18 protein-coding genes are annotated in these 19961 nt (G+C 54.4%); 12 read left to right on the top strand and 6 right to left on the bottom strand.

Annotated features, from left to right (window positions below; all coding sequences use genetic code 11):
- Positions 1-96 precede the first annotated feature (96 nt).
- From QEH52_RS13760 to QEH52_RS13750, 4 genes are all read right to left on the bottom strand, one after another.
- Entirely contained in the window at positions 97-1938 is a 1842-nt protein-coding gene (locus QEH52_RS13760) for a DUF4962 domain-containing protein (RefSeq protein ID WP_308951208.1), read from the bottom strand.
- A 338-nt stretch (positions 1939-2276) separates the two neighbouring features.
- Entirely contained in the window at positions 2277-2396 is a 120-nt protein-coding gene (locus QEH52_RS20560; protein ID WP_345785475.1) for a helix-turn-helix domain-containing protein, read from the bottom strand.
- 5 nt (positions 2397-2401) lie between these two features.
- A complete protein-coding gene (locus tag QEH52_RS13755) occupies positions 2402-3271 on the bottom strand; it encodes a helix-turn-helix domain-containing protein (RefSeq protein WP_308951207.1) in 870 nt (289 codons plus the stop codon).
- 204 nt (positions 3272-3475) lie between these two features.
- Positions 3476-4297: a PEP-CTERM sorting domain-containing protein gene (locus QEH52_RS13750; RefSeq protein WP_308951206.1), complete on the bottom strand. Its 822-nt coding sequence runs from the start codon at positions 4295-4297 to the stop codon at positions 3476-3478.
- A gap of 310 nt (positions 4298-4607) precedes the next feature.
- Here QEH52_RS13750 and QEH52_RS13745 point away from each other — a divergent pair, with 310 nt between their 5' ends.
- Positions 4608-6227, top strand: a complete 1620-nt coding sequence (locus tag QEH52_RS13745) for an FAD-dependent oxidoreductase (RefSeq protein ID WP_308951205.1) — start codon at positions 4608-4610, stop codon at positions 6225-6227.
- Between the two features lie 135 nt (positions 6228-6362).
- Here QEH52_RS13745 and QEH52_RS13740 read toward each other — a convergent pair whose 3' ends face one another.
- Positions 6363-7061: a PEP-CTERM sorting domain-containing protein gene (locus tag QEH52_RS13740; protein ID WP_308951204.1), complete on the bottom strand. Its 699-nt coding sequence runs from the start codon at positions 7059-7061 to the stop codon at positions 6363-6365.
- A gap of 233 nt (positions 7062-7294) precedes the next feature.
- Complete coding sequence (locus tag QEH52_RS13735; protein ID WP_308951203.1) at positions 7295-8200, bottom strand: AraC family transcriptional regulator; 906 nt, start codon at positions 8198-8200, stop codon at positions 7295-7297.
- A gap of 137 nt (positions 8201-8337) precedes the next feature.
- Between QEH52_RS13735 and QEH52_RS13730 the strand changes: the two genes are divergently transcribed.
- The 11 genes from QEH52_RS13730 (at position 8338) to QEH52_RS13680 (ending at position 19936) form a co-directional block, all read left to right on the top strand.
- A complete protein-coding gene (locus QEH52_RS13730; RefSeq protein ID WP_308951202.1) occupies positions 8338-9408 on the top strand; it encodes a glycoside hydrolase family 88 protein in 1071 nt (356 codons plus the stop codon).
- A 6-nt stretch (positions 9409-9414) separates the two neighbouring features.
- The gene (locus QEH52_RS13725; RefSeq protein WP_308951201.1) at positions 9415-10122 is read left to right on the top strand and encodes an RraA family protein; all 708 of its coding nucleotides are present in this window, start codon (positions 9415-9417) and stop codon (positions 10120-10122) included.
- Between the two features lie 44 nt (positions 10123-10166).
- Positions 10167-10889 carry an SDR family oxidoreductase gene (locus QEH52_RS13720; RefSeq protein ID WP_308951200.1) on the top strand — a complete coding sequence of 241 codons (723 nt, stop codon included), beginning with the start codon at positions 10167-10169 and terminating at the stop codon, positions 10887-10889.
- A 20-nt stretch (positions 10890-10909) separates the two neighbouring features.
- Complete coding sequence (locus tag QEH52_RS13715; RefSeq protein ID WP_308951199.1) at positions 10910-12958, top strand: heparinase II/III domain-containing protein; 2049 nt, start codon at positions 10910-10912, stop codon at positions 12956-12958.
- Positions 12959-13131: 173 nt separating this feature from the next.
- Positions 13132-14148 (top strand): zinc-dependent alcohol dehydrogenase, encoded by a 1017-nt coding sequence (locus tag QEH52_RS13710; RefSeq protein WP_308951198.1) that lies wholly within the window; start codon positions 13132-13134, stop codon positions 14146-14148.
- Between the two features lie 2 nt (positions 14149-14150).
- The gene (locus QEH52_RS13705) at positions 14151-15173 is read left to right on the top strand and encodes an SGNH/GDSL hydrolase family protein (RefSeq protein ID WP_308951197.1); all 1023 of its coding nucleotides are present in this window, start codon (positions 14151-14153) and stop codon (positions 15171-15173) included.
- 29 nt (positions 15174-15202) lie between these two features.
- A complete protein-coding gene (locus QEH52_RS13700) occupies positions 15203-15973 on the top strand; it encodes an SDR family oxidoreductase (protein ID WP_308951196.1) in 771 nt (256 codons plus the stop codon).
- Positions 15974-15986: 13 nt separating this feature from the next.
- Positions 15987-17180 carry a TolB-like translocation protein gene (locus tag QEH52_RS13695; protein WP_308951195.1) on the top strand — a complete coding sequence of 398 codons (1194 nt, stop codon included), beginning with the start codon at positions 15987-15989 and terminating at the stop codon, positions 17178-17180.
- Complete coding sequence (locus tag QEH52_RS13690; RefSeq protein ID WP_308951194.1) at positions 17180-18163, top strand: NAD(P)-dependent oxidoreductase; 984 nt, start codon at positions 17180-17182, stop codon at positions 18161-18163. Before QEH52_RS13695 ends, QEH52_RS13690 begins: the two co-directional genes overlap by 1 nt.
- Positions 18160-18753: an acyltransferase gene (locus tag QEH52_RS13685; protein WP_308951193.1), complete on the top strand. Its 594-nt coding sequence runs from the start codon at positions 18160-18162 to the stop codon at positions 18751-18753. Before QEH52_RS13690 ends, QEH52_RS13685 begins: the two co-directional genes overlap by 4 nt.
- Before the next feature lie 154 nt (positions 18754-18907).
- On the top strand, positions 18908-19936 hold the full coding sequence (locus QEH52_RS13680) for a LacI family DNA-binding transcriptional regulator (RefSeq protein WP_308951192.1): 1029 nt from the start codon (positions 18908-18910) through the stop codon (positions 19934-19936).
- Positions 19937-19961 lie beyond the last annotated feature (25 nt).

Genomic DNA, 19961 nt, shown 5'->3' with positions numbered 1-19961 from the left:
ACTTATCCCATTTACTTCGGATGCGACACAAGCGTAGCATCGGCGCCCCCCCCGATGAGAGAGACTAATTAAACCAAATCGCCCTTCCCAGCTTGCTTAAAGGCTCGACCAGTCAGCTAAAGCTCCCAGTGAAGACTTCGGCTCGCTTGCTTTGCCCGGAATCAAGCTCACGGTAAAATCAACTTTCGCATGGGGTGCAAGCTTCACGGTAAACGCAATCATCTTGGCGCCGGGATTGCTGGCTTCAAAATCATTGGGCGGCCGCTCAATGTCGCAGACCTCCAATTCGGCCTCCACAGAGCTATCGAGCTGTAGGGTCAGGACTTTGCCGTCTTGCCGCAAGCTCGCCTGGCCTCCGCTCTCAATACAAACATCCGCAAAAGTGACCATGCCCCAGCGCACAGAAGTCACCTTGTCCAGCGCCTGCAATTCATCGCGAATCAACACATAGCCGTCGGCATGTATGCCAGCGCCGCGCCGCGCTTGGGCTAATTGACCTGCATAGATCTCGCTTAGATCAACGATAGTATGCGGCAGCTTCCCCTCGGATCGATGCTGAGTAATCGGCGCAAAGCCTTCCAACTCTTGCAATTGCCCATCCACAGTCAGCACATTGTGACTAAAGTTATTAATGCGAAAGATTTTCCAGCGCTGCACCTTGTTGAAAATTTGAATTCCTTGATGCTCCAATTCGTGATAATCCTGCCTCTCCAAGTCGCAGGCCCAGCGCACGCCATCGGCTTCCATAACAAAGCCACCGATATCCATATGGGCATGGTTCGCACTTGGCGAGCCTCCCTTAAACCCGAGAAAGAGCGCATCGGGATCATTCCAGTGACTACGATGCATTGCGACCGGAGTATGACCGTCCCCCCGCCAGGAGCATTGAACAGGTGCATGAATCTCGCCCAAGGGTGGACTCCAAACAAACAGCATCGGCAATAATCGACTTTGGGCGAATGGATTCTCCGCGGCTCTCAAAGCCTCACGCATGCGAGAGGCCTCACGCCAGAGTAAACCAGTATCCTTGGCGCGTGCCGCAAACCAGAAAACTTCTGGGGCAAGGTTTGGCACACACCGAGCGTCGGAATAGTTATAATACAAACCACTGGGCCCGGCTACATGTAGGAAATACTCGGCCGACTCCATAAAGCCAGGCGCCTGCGGCAAGTGGAAGTCGCTGCCCAGTACAGTCTGCAAGGAATCGATTAACATTAAATTGTAGCTGGTGCCGTAGCTCCAATAGCTCGCACCTTCGGGGTAATTCCCATCGGGCGCATAAGCTTCCATACTATGGTGAATATTATCTAGGGCACGTTGAATGGTGCGTGTCGCCAGTTCTGGCTCATCTTCGAATATTGCCAACGCCCCTACAACTAGGCCACCATGGCAAACCTGATTCCAGTTATTATTCGCTTGGACCCACCACGGCTCACCCTCAAATGATGGTTTGAGCCCCTTTTCAACGATGGCCTCTCGAATGAGACAACGCGATTCCGGATTTAGGCAGGGGTAAAGCCAATCATATCCAATCCCCACTGCAGTCGTCATCTCAGCTACATCAAGAAAGTGCCCTGGATTCCAATCGCTAAAAGCACACATCACCAGCAACTCCGCTTCTGCTCGATCCGCATAGCGCGCCTCCCCTGACAAGCGATAAGCAAGACACCAATTTAACATACGCAAGAGGGCCATGCGCGAAACATCCAGCAAGCGTCGCCCTTCTTTTTGATACTTCAGCAGCGGCTCATTCAGCATCAATTCGGCATTCTTCAGCATCAATGCATAGACTGGACGTAATAAAGAATCTTGTTCGATTTTTTCACGCAACTGCACCTCCTCATTTGCAGAAAAAAAGATGCGAGGATGCGTTTGTGGCGCGCGATTTAGGAGCTCTTGCAAGCTTTGCTGGGGAAGGGTTTTATCAGGATGTAACACAATATTGAAAGCGATCGTTACGAAACAATGAATGAAAGCATTCACTCTATCCACTTCGAAACACCGCGAGAAATCAATGGCTTTCGTACATCCGCCTCATTTAAGCAATTCAACCAAGCAGATATACGACTCGACCAATAATACCAATTCTAAGAATATATGATCTATAAGCATGGCCTTTGCGTAGCCTCGAAACTCTGTTTCCATGCGTCGCCTTCGGCTATGCAGGACACAGTCGGGGGGCGATCGGCATCGCCCCGGTTCCGAGAACCGAGGTTACAAAAGACATATCTATTAGGACCAAACTTTTTTCGAATAGGTATAAGCCGCGAACCTAGCTAGGGGCTGCGACTAAAAAAGGACAACGAATGAAAGCCGCAACGACTGGCGATTTCACTCAAGCTCAGGGCAGGATCCAAGATCAAAGTTCGGGCACGGTTCACCCGCGCCTCCCGCACAGTTTCTAATGTGCCTTCCGGTAGTCCCTGGGCGACTGGCCACACTGCTTGCGAAACCAAGTCGAAAAATGCGAGAGAGATTTAAACCCGTGCTCGAACGCGATTTCTTTGACCGTATTTTCCTGCCCCTCCAAAGCGCTTTTAGCCGAAAGTAACTTACGGTCATTGAAGTAACGGATCGGGGTTTTTCCAAAGTCATTCAGATAAAGCCGGGAGAGTTGACGCGTACTGAGATTCATCTGCCCAGCCAATTCATCTTCATTCAAGGCTTCCCTCAAAGGCCAGTTCTCCAAGTAACGCGCCACGGTCAACATCCGTGGATCGGTAGGACTCAGGCGCGTAGGCACCCGCCCTTCGGCCAATAGCGTTTCCGCATAGACATGGAGCCATGACATCAAACTGCGCTGCAGTTTAAAGTACAGTCCCGGAGCAGCCGATGCGGCACGAAGATTCCGCCCTTGATTAGGGAAATGCTTCGCAAAGGCACGGCGCAACGGGGTCGCCTTGTTCTCCAACTGCGGGTAATCCTCCCCCTTGAGCCGGATGCCATCCCGGTGATGAAAAATCGGAGTACCGGTCACCCAGGCGGCTTTGAAGCGAATAGACAAAATTTCGAAATCCTGCGTGAAGTCCTGCCAATAGTCCGTCTCCGGCAGAAAAAACCATTCACCCGGCCGAACTCTCCACTCTTGCTTAGCCGTCCTCACAGTCGCCTCGCCTTGACGCACAAACCAAGCCACACTCTCTTGGCCCGACGCAATATTGCGCCGATAAGCAGCACTCGGCACTCTGGAGTCATAGATCCAAATCAGGGCGCATGTGAGGCTCGCCCAATCGGTGAGCGGAATCTTCAGTTGGCTATTTTTATCGCCCATGCTTCATGTCTATTCCAATAATCTTCCAAGACAAGTTAAACAGCAATCAACAAGAGACCAATCAGAAGATCTGAATCCCAAAGCAGACCGAGTGAAGGAGAAAAGACGTAAAAAGCCGCGATCATGGTGATCGCGGCTGAAAGTGACTGGTATCTCGTCGAGATGCGCACATTGCCGCATCCAAAACCAGCAAGTGCCAATGTCTTATTGACGGCGACGTATCATAATCGCAAACAAGGCGAGTGAGCCTGCAATCAATGCGAATGCGCCCGGCTCGGGTACGGCGGTATATTCTAGAGTGACGTTGTCCATATAGAAATCCGTCGAACGCGAGCGAAGGGCAAACGTATCAAAGGCGATTAATGCACCAGTCGAATCGACTCCGCTGAAGCTGACATTATTTCCCGAATCGACGGGATCGACGATCGACATGGCGATCGTCACTTCATCAATCGCAGTGCGAGTCAGGGTCAGTCCGAAGCGCACTTCCTGCCCTCCGTAACTGTAGTTGCTCGCAAATACAGTTACGAGGTCTGATGTTGAGTCGGATCCCGCAAGGTAACCCGATGCCGAATCGTCCTCTTGGAAGATGCGTAGCGACGTATTATCCAACCGACCATAGTAACCTTCGTCAATTGAAGAATCATACAGACCAAAAGCTGGAATGTACTCTGTATTCCCCGCAGAAGCTTGGTATGCATAATCAAACGAAATGCTCAAGGAATCCCCTACGGAACTGAGCGTTTGCGTCGAGAAGATGGTTGAGGTTAAGTTCAAAGAACCCGAGACGTTCCCATCCAGAGAGTTCCCCGAACCGAGCTGGTTTCCAGTATCCACACTAATGCTCACATCATTCGCGGTTGTCCATGCGGTATCATTGGGATCCCCCGCATCGTCACCGACCGTAGGACTCGTGCCAACGTCAAATGTGTCGTTAAAGATGGTCGTTTGGCCATTCAGTGACAGGCTGCTCGCAGTGATGGCGAGCAAACCAAAGAGCTTTTGATATGTAAGGATGTGATTCATAGCAGTGTGTCTAATCTTTATAGGGGTGAAGTGAGTATCCGCACAGCTACATGAGTGATACACTCGAGTAGCTGTGCGATGTTTTACGTGTGATAGAGTTACATGGGATCCATCAAGCGACAAGCGCCTACAGTTTTCGAATTTGCGCTTTTTGTTTACTATTTCGGACATTCGGTCGACAAACACAGCTCTGAGATAAAATTAGACATCAGCACGAATATTCTCATCAGAAAACATTTGAAGAGATACGCTGAGTGCTGCAAATCACCTTACGAACGCTAATTCCCCCCAAGACAAACGGACACACACAATGCAAAAAAATCAGAAAGCCCACTACTTCCAGCCGGACTGGATCGAGACCACAGACCGCACACTCCATGCCGACGTCGTCATCTACGGCGGCACCGCCGCCGGCGTGATCGCCGCCAAGGCGCTGGCCGAGCGGGGGCGTTCGGTGCTCATTCTCAATCCGGCGATTGTGCTGGGCGGCATGACGACCAGCGGCCTCGGCTGGACGGACTTTGGCAAGAAGGGCGTGATCGGCGGCATGTCCCGGCAGTTTTACGATGACTTGGGTGCCTATTACGGTTTTGAGGGAACGGCCTGGACTTTCGAGCCGAAGGCGGCGCAAGCAGTCATCGACGGATACGCAGAGCACGAAAACATCACGGTCCTGCACAAGCAATTCCTGGCCAAGGTCAAACTAGAAGGCCAGCGCATCCAAGGCATCGAGATGCTGGGCGGCCTGAGTGCGAGCGGGCGCTACTTTATGGACTGCACTTATGAAGGCGACCTGCTGGCCAAGGCGGGCGTGAGCTACGCCGTCGGGCGCGAGGCCAATAGTGTCCATGGGGAAACCATCAACGGCGTGCAAGTGCGGCCGAAACACCAATTCAGCCATCCGGTGGATCCCTATGTGGTCGAGGGCGATCCGAGCAGCGGGGTTTTACCGTGGGTCAACGAAGCCGAACCCGATCCGGAAGGCTCGGGCGACCACCGCATCCAAGCCTACAATTTCCGCGTTTGCATGACCGACGACCCCGATTTGAAAGTCGACTGGGTCAAGCCGGAGGGCTTTCGCGAGCTCGACCACGAACTCGCCCGCCGCTGGTTCAATACCGACACAGACGATTACAACGCACACCTCCCCAATAAAAAGAACAACGACCTTCCCGATCCGGACTCCATCCTCCGCAAGTTCGATGTGATGGATGCGCGCACACCGAACGGCTTCCTCAAGACCGACACCAATAACCACGGCCCGGTGTCCACCGACTTCATTGGTGCTAATTACGCCTGGCCGGAAGCCAGCTACGCGCAGCGGGAGTGCATGTTCCAGGAACACGTCGACTACATCATGGGGCACTTCTGGTTCATGGCCAATGACTCGTCGATTCCGGAGGTTTACCGCAAGGGCTACGCACGCTTCGGCCTGCCCAAAGATGAGTTTCCCGAGACAGGACATTGGCCGCATCAACTCTACGTGCGCGAAGCACGGCGCATGGTCAGCGACTACGTACTGACCGAAAAAGACACCCAACACATCCGCCAACCCGAAGATCCAATCGCGATGGGCTCCTACGCGATGGACAGTCACAACTGCCAGCGCTTCGTCAAAGACGGGCGCGTCTACAACGAGGGCGATGTCCAACTCAAACCGAAAGCTCCCTACGGAATCAGTTACCGTTCGATCACCCCGGCACAGGGTGAATGCGACAACCTCTTCGTGCCCGTCTGTCTGTCCGCGTCACACATCGCCTTTGGCTCCATCCGCATGGAACCGGTCTTCATGGCTCTGGGTGAAAGCGCCGCCATTGCCGCCGACATGCTGCTCGACCAACAAGCCGCCGTGCAAGCAATCGACTACACCGCGCTGGCACAGCAACTGGAAAACGTCGGACAAATCCTCCACTACTCCGAGCCGACATAAATGCAGGTATAAGGACTCATGCAATGTGCAATCAGAAAGACCTCTCATAGTCAACCGAAGCACTCAAAAAAAGGGCTCCCTTATAGGAGCCCTTTTAGGGGGTTTGAAAAAATGCGCAGAACGCACGGGTGTAAATTAGCTGCGGCGCCGCATCATCACACAAGCTAAACCAGTTAAGCCAGCAAGCAGTGCAAAGGTGCCGGGTTCGGGAACTATGGTCAAATAAGCGCCTCCATTAAGCTGACTGCCCAGTGTATTCTCACGGTAAAACACGATATCATCAGCTGAACCAGATTGAGTCGCATTGGCAGTTAACAAAATCCCTACACTATCAAAGGCAGTCAACCCTTGGACAATCGTCGTCACATCATAAGTCGCAACACCTGGTGCAGAAAAATTGCCCGCCAGAATCGTCCCCGCACTGCTGCCCCCGACACCACTATTGTGAAAACTAATGGGACCAATCGAGTTAGTGCCGCTAAGTGCGGTGGCATCCGTTCCAAAAACATAGGCCGTCACATCCTGCCCTGCCCCGAGGACATCACTATATGCAATATTGAACGAAATCGACGAGGCCGCCGCAATTTCAGCATCAAACGATGAGATATTAATCAATACCGCGGTCTCAAACGTCCTTCCAGCCGTACTAGAATCACCAACATTGAATGCAGAATCACTCCCTCCATCATACGCCCAATCACCAGAGCCTTGTTTGTTCATACGCTCAGCATCGCTATAGGCAACATTCGTCTGACCGAATGAAGAAGCAAGCAAGGCAGGGGTCATTGTCGCGAGCACAGCACAAAATAATTTAGAGTATTGGGGTATTTTCATTTTTTTAGTTTGGTTTCGTTTTGGGTATTAGCTCAAAGCACAACGCAATGAACTCGGAGGAGAATATATTAGATAAAAAGCGCTGGAGCCAAGCATCTGACTGCGTTACTCGTAACGCATTTCCCAGTACTAACGCAGGCGCCCGCAAACAGACACAGCGCCTATCCGATATCGTGGCGTCGCCGCTCAGACGGCCCCGCAGCTGACAGCATTCATACCAGCTACAGATTGCTTCACCCACCCGGTGTCAACACCGCGGCCATATGTCGGCGGTAGCCCGTGGGCGACATGCCGGTCACTTTGCGAAAGGTGCGACTAAAAAAGGACAAGGAATGAAAGCCGCAACGACTGGCGATTTCACTCAAGCTTAAGGCAGGATCCAAGATCAAGGTTCGGGCACGATTCACCCGCGCCTCTCGCACATAGTCAAAAACGGTTTGCCCGGTTTCACGTTTAAAGACGCGAGCGAGGTGTTCTTCCCCCTTCCCCACGTGCCAGGCGATTTCGCCCAAGGTCATGTCGTCCGCGAGGTGCTTTAAAATATATTCCTTCACCCCCGTGACCAGCCCCGAGGTCATCGCATTCGGATCAGCCATCTCCTCGTTTTTGGTATCCGTCAACTTACGAGCCACCGCCACAATCAAATCCGTGCAAATAGAACGCACACGGTGCCGATATCCCAGTGATTGTTGATCTGTCTCACGTCGCAAATCGACTAATAGATCCGTGATCTCGGTATCAATGCCACCAGTCAATTGCACCACCGATTCAAAGTGATGCACAATGAAGTCCGTAAAATTCACTTCGGGCTTACGCACCCGCCGACGGGCATGTTTCTCGAGGTGCTCCGCATCGAGGAACAAGCGCACCAGATGTAAATGCTGCGCATGGTTGGGAGTCGGATTCAGATACACATGCTCCTCCACCACGGGCGCGACCAGTATATCACCACTCGATAAATACTTCCGCCCTTCAAGGCCTTCGATCTCGTGCTCGATCGAGCCTTCTAAAATAAATAAAAATTTAAAGTGATTCTTTTTGAGCCGCACCTCGCCGCCCTTGGGGATGACAAAGGTAGCTTCATCCACCATTAAGAATGGGTGGCCGAGGTTTTCAACAGGGTGCCAAGAGTAACTCATAGATAAAACTGCAGCCCCATGAGGGCATCGCCATCGCCATCTAAAACAAGCATCGCACTGCCAGCAAGTCAAAATAGTGCAAACAAAGTCAAATAGGCCTATAGCCAGCTGAGTCTAAAAATGATTTAATAGTCATCATGATAACTCACCCCACGATAGATACCTTTGCTTTGGCCCAATCGGCCTACCTGCGTGCCAAGGCACTCAAACCTTTTGCCCACTACACCGGCATCCTGACGCTCAACGGCTTGGCTCGTCTAGCGCTGTCTGCGGAGTCGCCGGAAGTGCGCGCGCAGCTGCTGGAGGAAGCGCAGTTACAATTCCGCCCCTTCTTGCGCGGTGAAGCAGAATTTAATTTTTGCAACTTTGAGTGCTACAAATGCGGCGGCAGTGGTGCGGCCTATCTCTGGTGGAAGGATGCGCTGCCGGAAGCCGATGCCTCGACTTTTGAGCCCTTCATCGAAGAATTATTAAACGATGCGCCGCGTGATAAAAACGGCGCCCTCTGTCACCCCAAGGATACACCCAGCGAGAAGATCTGGATCGACGTCGTTTTCGCCGTCACTCCCTTCCTACTCTATTGCGGCCTCAAGCTGGAACGTGATGACTTGATCCATCAGGCATGGACGGAAACCCGCCTCTTAATCGAAGCGCTCTATGTGCCGGAAACCGGCTTGGTCAACCAAGCTGTCAATTTCCGCGGTCCGGGGCATCGCACCGACGACCATTGGTCGCGCGGTAATGGCTGGGCCATGCACGGGCTCGCGGCACTGATTGAAGCGATGCCTAAGCAGCATCCCGATCGCCCGGCGGTGGAAAAGATGTATGTCGAATTTGTCGACGCCTGCCTCAAGTATCAAAATCCGGAAAACGGCCTCTGGCACCAGGAAATGACCGCGCCGGAATCCTATATCGAGACCTCTGGTTCGGGCCTACTCTTGCACGGCATCGGCGTTGGTTTGGCCGACGGCATACTGGATGCCTCGTATCAGGAAGCTTTTGACCGTGGATTGAAGGGCTACCTCAGCTACATCGCGGTCGATGGCGCGGTGCACAATACTTGCATTGGCTGCCTCAGTCCCAATCAAGGCACAAAAGAGGACTATATGCAACACCGCCATAAAATCGACGACGGACATGCTTATGGCCCGGTGATCTTCACCTATGCGCAAGCTTACGCCAACGGCATACAAACTATCAAACTGTAAGACATTATGAACTTGGACGAATTAGAAGCCGATCGCGAGATCGATCCCAATGCCCCCTTATCGCTGCCGGAAAAGGAGATATGCGATCGCTACGAGAAGGTCTTCACCGCAGCCGTCAACGACGCGCTGCGCGAGAAGCGCTTAACCAATCAAACCTTGCCCAACGGCCTGGTGCCGCTACGTGAACGCATGCGTTCAGCTGGATTTGCCTTTACCATTAAGGGCGCCAAGAATCTGACCTTGAAAAACGAGATGGCCGAACGAGCCCGCATGCTCGACGACATTCCGGAGGATTCTTTCATCGTCTGGGACACCTCCCTGGATCGCGATTCCGCACACTGGGGCGAATGCATGACCATGGCGGCACAACGTAAGAACTGCCGTGGTGCGGTCGTCGATGGTGGCGTGCGCGACACCGATCAGGTCATCGACTTGGGCTTCCCGCTCTGGGTTCGCTACCGCAGCTCCAATGGCATGCTGGGCCGTTTCCGCATCAGCGCTTGGCAAACTCCAATCCAAATGGGTGATGTCATCGTTCGCCCCGGCGACCTCATTTTTGCCGACATCGACGGCGCGCTCTGTGTGCCGCGTCAAATGGCAGTCGACATTCTCATCCGCGCGGAAGAGCTCGCCAACGGGGAGTCCGAGCTCAAGCAATGGATCAAAGAAGGCATGTCCGCAGTCGAAATCGTGGAGCGCGGCGGCTACTTCTAAACTAGGCCTCCTCAATACAAAACACAGCAAAACGTAATACTTTTATGAATACACTTAAAGACAAGACTATCGTCCTAATCGGCGCAACAGGTGGCATCGGCCAAGCCGTCGTATCTAAACTTGCCAAGCATGGCGCCAACCTAGCCCTAGGCGGCCGTAATCAATCCGCACTCGACAGCTTAGCCGATAGCGCACGTGCAGCGGGTGCCGGCACAGTGAGTGCGCAAGCGCTCGACGTCATCGACGAGGCGTCGGTCGCGAGCTTCTACAAATCGGTCAGCGACAGCTTTGGTCATGCCGACATTCTGCTCTATCTGCCGGGCATGTCGATTGCCGCCCCCGTCACTGACATGGATTTGAGCGACTACGACCAAATCGTGGACGTCAATCTGAAGGGCCTCTTCCTCTCCGCGAAATACTACTTGCCCATCACCCAGCCTGAGCGCGATCCAATGTTGACTTTTGTCAGCTCACAAGCGGCTTCACGCGCCAATCCCAATGCGCCGGTTTACTGTGCCGCCAAAGCAGCGGCCGCGATGTTGGGTCAAGGTCTGGGCCTACAAGCGATGTCTAAAAATGTGCGCGTCACCAATTTCAAACCGGGCCCCGTCGATACCGATGGCTTCTGGGGCGACCGTCCTGTGCCGCGTGAAAAGTTTATGCAGGCCTCCGATGTCGCCGAAGTGATCGAATTTGTCTTCTCACTCCCTACACATGTAGTGATGCATGAAGTCAGCTTCGAGTCCTTTACTTTTCTGAAGAAATAAACCCGCTGCCACCCCGCACAATGCCTCTATTTTTAAGCGACAGCGAACGCGCTGCATTCCACCAGCTCCGTCACGAGGACCCGCTCTCCTCTATTTACTGGGCACTGATCAGTCGTGTCGAAAAACGAGCCAGCACTCCTGGCCTGATCGATGCCCAAACGACAGTGCACTGGTGGCATTGTGCGTCCGAATACTTAACCGACGCGGCCATGGTGCACGCGCTCAAGCCATCGGAGGCACTGGGATGCTGGTTACGCAGTTGCACCTTGGAAATTGTGCGTCGCCCGGTCTCTGATTGGGTTGGCCCGCCCTTTCGCGATCAGAAAGCTCAGCCTCCGATCGGGCACTTGGAAACCGCACACCTGACTTGGAGCGTGGCCGTGGTGCTGGACTTAGCGGCCGACCTGTTTGAGCCCAGCGAACTAGACGAAATTCGCAGCGCACTCCGCGAAAAAGGCATCGCTCTTTGCCAACGCTGGATCGACAAAGCCACGCATTTAAACAACTGGCGCTGCGTGCTCAATGCGGGGGTCGCAACAGCCGCGGCGGTGCTCGACGATCGCGAAGCACTCGAAGAAGCCACCGCAGGCTTTCAACGTGACATCGAAGTCTTTCAAAAAGACGGCAGTTACTCGGAGTCACTACAGTATGGCAACTACACCGGCTATACTTTGATGTTGGCTCGCGAGGCCATCGTGCGCCACAGCCCGAACCTGGATGCCGAGCTACCGCTCGATCCTTATGTTAAAAAGCCGCGCTGGGACGTGGCTTCGCTCTTTTACAAAAAACCGCTACAAGGCTGGGGCATCCACCCGCGCCCACGCAGCGCGAATTTCAATGACAGCGCAGCCATGTATCGCGCCTCCGGTGACTTTCTCTTGCACGTAGCCGCCCGCGCCAAAGAGAGCCACCCCACAGAAGCTGGGCTGGCGCGCTGGTTGTTTGATACGCTCTATCTGCCCACTTTTCAACAAGGCCCGCACGATCAAGCCAGCTTCGGCTTCATCAACGATTTTGGCTTTCTCACGCTGCCACTGTTCGCGCAAGCCTGTGCCCCGATCAGCCCGGAAGCAGCGGAGCTTCCGCTCACGGATGCCTACAGCTGCGGCGATGTACTGGTGCGCGACGACTGGGCCTCGCGTGGCGGCCGCACGGTGCTGGCCATCCACGGTGCGGACCAAGGACTCCACGCGCCGGGTCACTTGCACGGAGATTTGAATAGTTTTATTCTCGTGCATAATAATGAACGCTTGCTAGTCGACCCTGGCCACAGCTGCTACCGCGGACTAGTGCACGGCATCGAAACTGCCACCAATACGCATAACACCTGCACCTTCAGCGAAGCAGGCAATAGTATCGTGCAGTCCAAGTGGTTGCGCCGTCAATATGACCCGAAAACGAAAAAAGCTGGTCCGCTCGTAACTCGCGGTGGCGAGCGCTTATTGGTCGCCCGCGAGGGTGAAGTTTCTGTGGTCGCATCTGAAGTTGGCGCGCTCTATGGCGACCCGATCCAGCAGTTCACGCGCTTCTGGTTTCAATGCGGCAGCCATGCGCTCTTCGTCGTCGATCACATCGAAGCCAGCCGTCCAGTGCGCACTCACTGGAACTGGCTACTCAATAATCGCGACGATGCACTCGAGCTAAAGCCGGTGCACCCCGACCGCTTAGTCGCACGCCGCGCTAATGCAGGCATGAAGCTCTTTCATCTCGGAGGCCATAAAATGCAAAGCCCCGTTGCCTCCTATGTGCACGACGCCTACCACCCGCTCCCGAATCAACTCGGCGAGGGCAAGGCTAACAGCGGGCAACTCATCACATGGAGTGAAGCCGAACCCGCACTCAAACGCACCGTCACACATGCGATCTGCTTAGACAGCTATGGCCCCATTACAGGCTGGCACCTGCGCTGCGACGAAACCGGCACTGCCCTGGAAAGCCCAGGTGCAAAGATCAACTGGAAACTATCCGGCACAGTGGATGCCGAAGGCTTCACACTCTGTGAAACCGTCTCCAACACCCGCTATCACATTTCTCAAGAACAAGGAAACTGGCAACTGACACGAACTTAATCAGACTCCATTGTAGCGCAGTGCTTCAGCCCACGGTCGTCCAATTCCCGCAATGACACTCGGAACTGCGGCTAAAGCACGTAGCTACTTAATCGCCCCAATTTTACGAAACATCATTCAAAGCCCGAAGTTAGCACCATTCGCGACTACCCGAGCAATCAACGCTACAAATTATGAAAGCAGCCCTCTACGAAGGTAATCAAACATTCCGCATTCAATCCGTGGATCCGGTCACGCCGGGCCCGGATGAAATTCGCCTCAACGTCGCCTATGTTGGTATTTGCGGAACGGATACGCACATTTACCACGGCGCGATGGACGCACGAGTCAAGCCACCGCAAGTGATCGGCCACGAGATGTCGGGCACCGTCGCAGAGTTAGGCTCAAATGTGGAAGGCTTTGCGATCGGCGATCCCGTCGTGGTGCGCCCGCTCGACAATCGCGCGGAAACCGCCGCCGACCGTGGCCATAGCCACATCTGTCGTGACTTAAAGTTCATCGGAATCGACTCACCGGGTGCTTTTCAAAACTCCTGGACCGTGCCGGCCTTTGCCGTCCACAAGGCTCCTCAAGGAGTCGACCTACAATTGGCGGCACTGACCGAGCCACTGGCAGTGGCTTGCCACGACGTGCGCCTGGGCGAAGTGCAGTCTGGTGAACTAGCTGTCGTCATCGGAGGCGGCCCCATTGGCATGCTGGTCGCGATGGTGGCTCGTGCAGCGGGGGCCCGTGTCATTCTGTCCGAGGTCAACCAAAACCGACTCTCCTTTGCGCGCGAGCTCGGCTTCGAAGCGGTCAGCCCGATCGAAACCGACCTGGCCGAACTCTGCCGCGAACGCAGCGACGGTGCTGGCGCAGATATCGTCTTTGAGGTTTCCGGTGCCAAAGCCGCCGCCGCTTCAATGACCGATGTGCTCGCGATTCGTGGCCGCATCGTGGTGGTCGCAATTTACCCGCAGCCGGTTGAATTAAACTTGTTCCAGTTTTTCTGGAAAGAGCTCAAACTTTGTGGCGCGCGTGTGTATGAGCCGGAGGACTATGAGCAAGCATTACAATTGATCGCAGAAAAAGCATTACCTTTGGACAAAATGATCACACGCGTGGAACCATTGGATCAAATTCAAGCGGCCTTCGAAAACCTTGACAGCAGTCCTAACGCCATGAAAATTTTAATCGATTGCCAATCATAGTTATGACTCCAGACATCCCCATCGACTCCATCGAATTTCACAACGCACACGCAGAAGCCAGAAGCGATGGCAGCTACCAGATCGCGCGCTATCCGGAAGCCGTGCGGCATCAACTAAACGACCGCGCCCGCATGCTTGGTATGGACTCCTGTGGTGCCGAAATCCGCTTCGTGAGTGCAGCGCCTTCACTGCGCGTGACACTCAGCTGCGAAAACTTCGGCACTGAAATTTCGATTTACCGCGGCTCTTTTGAAATTGGACGTCATCGCTTAAGCGTTGGCATACCCACACCGCTGCTACTGGACACACCCGAAGCTTTTAGCCGCTCGCAGGCCGACGTGCTTCACTCCGGAGGCTTCGCACCCGACGTTTGGCGTATCGTTTTCGGACGAGGGAACTGCTCGCTACACCGCATTGACAGCTTTGGCGCTGACATACGCGTACCGACCGCTGAGGAAACGCCTCGCATTCATTGGTTGGCCTATGGATCGTCCATCACACATTCCTCGCTCGAAGGCTACCCTTTTCACGCCGCGCGTCTGCTCCATTGTAATGTCTATGGCAAAGGGCTGTCGGGTTCCTGCCATGCCGACGCGGCCGCGGCCGATTACTTGGCCGAGTTCGCAGCTGAGAAGAAAGTCGACGTCATCACCGCCGAGCTCGGCGTAAACATGCGCGGCAGTTTCACCAACGAAGTATTCAGTAAGCGCGCCCACAATCTCGTTGCCCGCTTGCGTGAAGCCAACCCACAAACTCCGATCGCGCTGATTACCTGTTTCACGAATAACCAGCATTATACCAACCATCCCGGCAATGAGAGCGCAGAGCGTCAGGCTGCATTCGATAACACCTTACGAACACTCGTCGCCGACGCGCAAGATCCCAAGCTACACTTATTCGAGGGCACCGAAATCTTGAACGACTACACGCTACTCTCTGCCGATTTGCTACATCCCACCCGTAGCGGCCAAGCTTTGATGGCTCACAATCTCGCTCAAAAACTCCAACCTTTGCTCAAAAGCTAAGGCCATATTGATCCTTTAAAATACCTCTCATGAACGTACAAAACTCCTTCGATCTCACTGGAAAAACTGCCCTCGTCACGGGCTGCAAGCGCGGCATTGGCCTCGCCATCGCTGAAGCACTTGCCGAAGCAGGCGCCAATATAATCGGCGTTAGCGCCAGTTTGGAACAGTCCGGTAGCGAAGTCGAAAAGCGCGTCACAGCACTAGGCCGTGCATTCAGCGCCTACACTTGCGACTTTGGCGACCGTGCCGCACTCAAGGCATTCATCGCGCAGGTCAAAGCGGATCACCCGAAAATTGATATTCTAGTCAACAATGCGGGCACCATCCTCCGTCAGCCCGCAGTCGAACACTCCGATGAATATTGGGATCAAGTGATTGAAATCAACCAGAGCGCACAGTTCATTTTAAGTCGAGAAATCGGCAAGGAAATGGTGGCTCGTGGCCAGGGTAAAATCATCTTCACCGCCTCCCTGCTGACTTTTCAAGGCGGCATCACCGTACCGGGGTACGCTGCCAGCAAGGGGGCCATCGGCCAACTAACCAAAGCCTTAGCAAATGAATGGGCCGGCAAGGGCGTCAACGTTAACGCCATCGCTCCGGGATACATCGCCACCGACAACACCGAAGCCCTGCGCAATGACCAAACCCGCAGCCGCCAAATTCTGGAACGCATCCCCGCCGGTCGCTGGGGCACACCCGAAGACTTCAAAGGGCCCGCCGTCTTTCTCGCTTCGGACGCCGCCCAATACGTCCACGGCACCACCCTGCTCGTCGACGGCGGCTGGATGGGCCGATAAACCTGAATATACAATGTTTCCGGTACCCCAACGCTGGTGTGTTCACGCCTACTATAGCCTCTGTCCTTATGCCCCGGACGGTTCAGGTCGCATCCTGATCGCGGGGGCGGACTTGGAACAAAATGTGGCTGAAGTCATTGTTTTGTCAGCCCAAGGGGAGCAGCTGCAACGCATAGGTGCTGTGCCGATCCAGCCGAGTTTCTGGCACACGGGCCTCTGGCAAAGTTGGTCACCGGACTCTAAAATGATCTACTTCCAAAGCGGCAGCCTGGAAGCTCCGCGCACCACTCGCTACCATCTGGAGACGGGCGAGTCGATCGAAGTCGATGGCGACATCGAAGGCATCCCCCCCTGCGGCGAGCCCGCAATCTCCTGCGACCATGGCATGCTGTATGCCGCTGGTTATGGGGGCCATTCATATAATCCGGAATTGTGCCGTGTCCCCTTTCAAGCGAGAACAAAACACGGTATCTCAAAAATCGATTTCCAAGCGCAGCAAACTGAATTGATACTCAGCACCCAGGCGATTTTGGAACAACACCCGCTACGGGATCAAATCCTGCAAGCCGACCAAGCCATCCAGGCGCGGTTAGGCCCGGACGAGGGGCTCACTTTGATGACCTATTGTGTTCGCTGGAATCGCAGCGGCACACGCTGCTTATTCTTCTTTGGTAACCATTGCGTGGATCGATCGCGCCAGGAGCCCAAGATCACGTCCATCTTTACAGCCGACCGTGACTTAAAAAACATCCACATGGCCATCGACCTAAGCTTCGATCGACGCGGCGTGCACTGGGCTTGGCAAGCCGACGACGAACACCTGATTGGCTACGGCCCGGACCCGGATGATTCCAGTAAAATCTGCCTAGCCGAGATTCGTTACGATGGCACTGGCTATCGCAAGATTTGTGCGCATGCCAGCGGCGGACACCCCTCGACCAGTCCCGCCAACCACGACTTAATCGTGACCGACGAAGGCAGCGCAAGCGGCGGCAATGTCGTATTCATTTCGAGGCAAAGCGGCCAAACAATACAAAGTGTCGCACTGCCTAAATTCGTCGGCGCCTCCGAAGCATCCGGCCGCAATCCGCTGCGCGTTTGCCACCATCCCGTCTTTAACCATACTGGCGATCGAGTCCTATGCAATAGCTTGCCGGATGATTTTGCCACTCTCGTCGAACTCCAAGCACCGAGCATTGAATCCTAATGAAAATTTTATTTGCCTGCAACATCGCAGACCCTGAAGCACGACAGCGCATTGAGCCGCTAGGCGAAATCATCGAAGCTCCCGAAGCCGACAGCCCCGAGAAACTATTGGCGGCCGCTGAAGGCGCGGAAATGATCATCGTCCCCTACACGGCTCAAATGCTGGTGACTCAAGCGGTCATCGATGCGCTGCCGCAGTTAAAACTGATCGGTAGTACCTACGGAGGTGTGCGTCAAAACATCGATGAACTCTATGCCTTAGAGAAAGGAATCTGCGTGATCCATACGGGGCCAACTCGCATTCGCCCCATGGCTGAATACACTTTGGGCTTAGCCCTTAGTGCACTCACACAAATCTCCAACTACCACCACTACATGCGCAGCGGCGAAGCTTGGCCGCGGGCAAAATTCGGCCGCACTCGTATCCTACACAATCGCAAAGTCGGTGTGATCGGATTCGGTTGGATCGGCCAAGGCATCGCGGAACTATTCAAAAACTTCACTCCGAACATTCAAATACACTCGCAACACGCAAGCGAGGCGGACTTGCAAGCAGCTGGCTACCAAAAGGCAGTATCACTGGAATCGGTCTTTGCTGAGTGCGAAGTCATCATCTTAGCCGGCGGTTATAATCCCCAGACGCACCACATGATTCGCGCGCAGCATTTCGAAGCGATGGCCGAGGAAGCGCTATTCATCAATATCGCACGTGGCAAAATGGTTCATCAGGCAGAAATGATCGAAGTCGCCGAACGCAAGAACATCTATCTGGCGCTCGACGTCTTCGAAAATGAACCTCTCGAAGACGATAGTCCGCTACGCAAGAACGACCGCTACCTGATCGCACCGCACCGCGCCAACGCACCACGTGAATTTGAGGAGCGTTGGAAATATGTAGCCGATGAACTGGAACGCTTCACAGCCGGCCAATCCCCCGAGACCGCACTCAGCCCGGAACGTGCAAAGGTAATGAGTGAATCATGAGCCTCTGGAATCTATTGGACGGGGGCATGAGTCACCCCACTGCCCCCAGTAACTGGCGCGAACGCTTACTGTATTGGTGCGGACGTCGCTTGGCCCTACGCCACCGCAATGTCACGTTGCCCAAGAGCACCCGCATCCACCCAGGCGCGAAAATCAGTCCGCGTAACGGTGCGATCCACTTCGGAGAAAATTGCGTCGTTGCTGACGGTGCCATCATTCAAGGCAACGTTCGTTTTGGTGACCACTGCTCGGTGCAGCCCTACACAATTATCACTGGCTACGGAAGTATCGAGTCCCCCACCGGCCAAGTTACCATTGGCGACAAAGTACGTATTGCTTCCCACGGCATGATGATCGCCGCCAATCACAACTTCTCCGATCCACATCAAGCTATCCACGACCAAGGCCTCAGCCACGCCCCGATCACGATCGCTGACGACGTCTGGATCGGCGGACGCGTAAATCTAACTGGAGGCATTACCATCGGCCACGGAAGCGTCATTGGCGGCGGCTCTGTCGTGACCAAAGACATTCCTCCGATGTCCATCGCAGTCGGCATTCCCGCGAAGGTCGTGAAAAGTAGAAAATAATCACGTGGCACCGCATGCACAGAATGATATCCAGCCTGACTGCGAAGGAGCTTACCGAAGGCAGGCGAATGAGCCATACAGATACACCGCCTAAAGGCGGACCTCCACCCCAATTCACCTTGCACTGCGTCGCGAGAAAAATACGAGTCACTCAGTGAAAAAGCCCCAAAGTCACACACCCACGCTAGAGGACATCGCGCAAGCCGTCGGGGTGTCCAAGATGACAGTCTCTCGGGTCCTGCGGGGAACGGGCCGCAGCAGCGAAGAAACAGCGAAGAAGGTGAAAGCAGCCGCGGAAAAGCTCGGCTACCGCCCCAATCCCATGATTCAGACCTTAATGGCGGGCGTGCGCAAAAAACGGGTCGAACAAAATGCCAACATTGCGTGGGTCGTCACGTATAAGGTGAATGAAACGCTACCGGATTCATTGCAAGAGATCGAAGCGGGCAGTCGTAAGCGCGCGCAGGAGATGGGCTACGAAATGAGTCGCTACCATCTCGATGCGAGCCACACCGAGCCCGAGGTACTCTCGCGCATTCTGAAATCGCGCGGTGTGCGCGGTGCGATCATCTGCCCCATTCGAAACACCAACCTACAGCCAAGCTTCCCTTGGGACGATTTTGCGATGGCCACGATTGGCCGATCCTTGAGCCGCCCCACGCTGCACTACACCATGTCGCATCACTACCACATCATTCAAAAGGTTTTAGATGAAGTGATCGCACGTGGTTATCGTAAGATCGGCTTACTGATTGGTTCCACTGAGTGGGAAACCCGTGCGGATCACGCCACGATCATGGTCTTTCAACATCATTGCAGTCAAGCCGGCTTGGACCCCAGAGTGGCTTACCAGACATGTGGCACTTGGAATGCGCAAGATTACTCCGCTTGGTATCAAGCATTCCAACCAGATGCCATCATTGGTGACTATGGGCACCGCTATCACACACTGATCGAGGCAGGCCTGCCCATGGATCAAATCGGCTACGCGACTCTCAGTTGGAAAGCGGAAGATCTACAATGTTCGGGAGTGAAACAACCCTTCAACGACTTAGGCGCAAGTGCCGTCGATCTGGTGGTCGCTCAAATTCACCGTAATGAACGCGGCATTCCACAGGCGCCCAAAGCGATTCTAATGGAAGGTGAATGGGTAGAAGGCTCGACCTTAGGCCCCAAACCGTAGGGGCTTCACAGCTGAAGACCACGGC

It is taken from the genome of Thalassobacterium maritimum, from assembly GCF_031127805.1.
Classification (GTDB): Bacteria; Verrucomicrobiota; Verrucomicrobiia; order Opitutales; family Coraliomargaritaceae; genus Thalassobacterium; species Thalassobacterium maritimum.
Note: the sequence above shows the minus strand (reverse complement) of the source record. Positions and strands in the feature narration are given on the sequence as shown.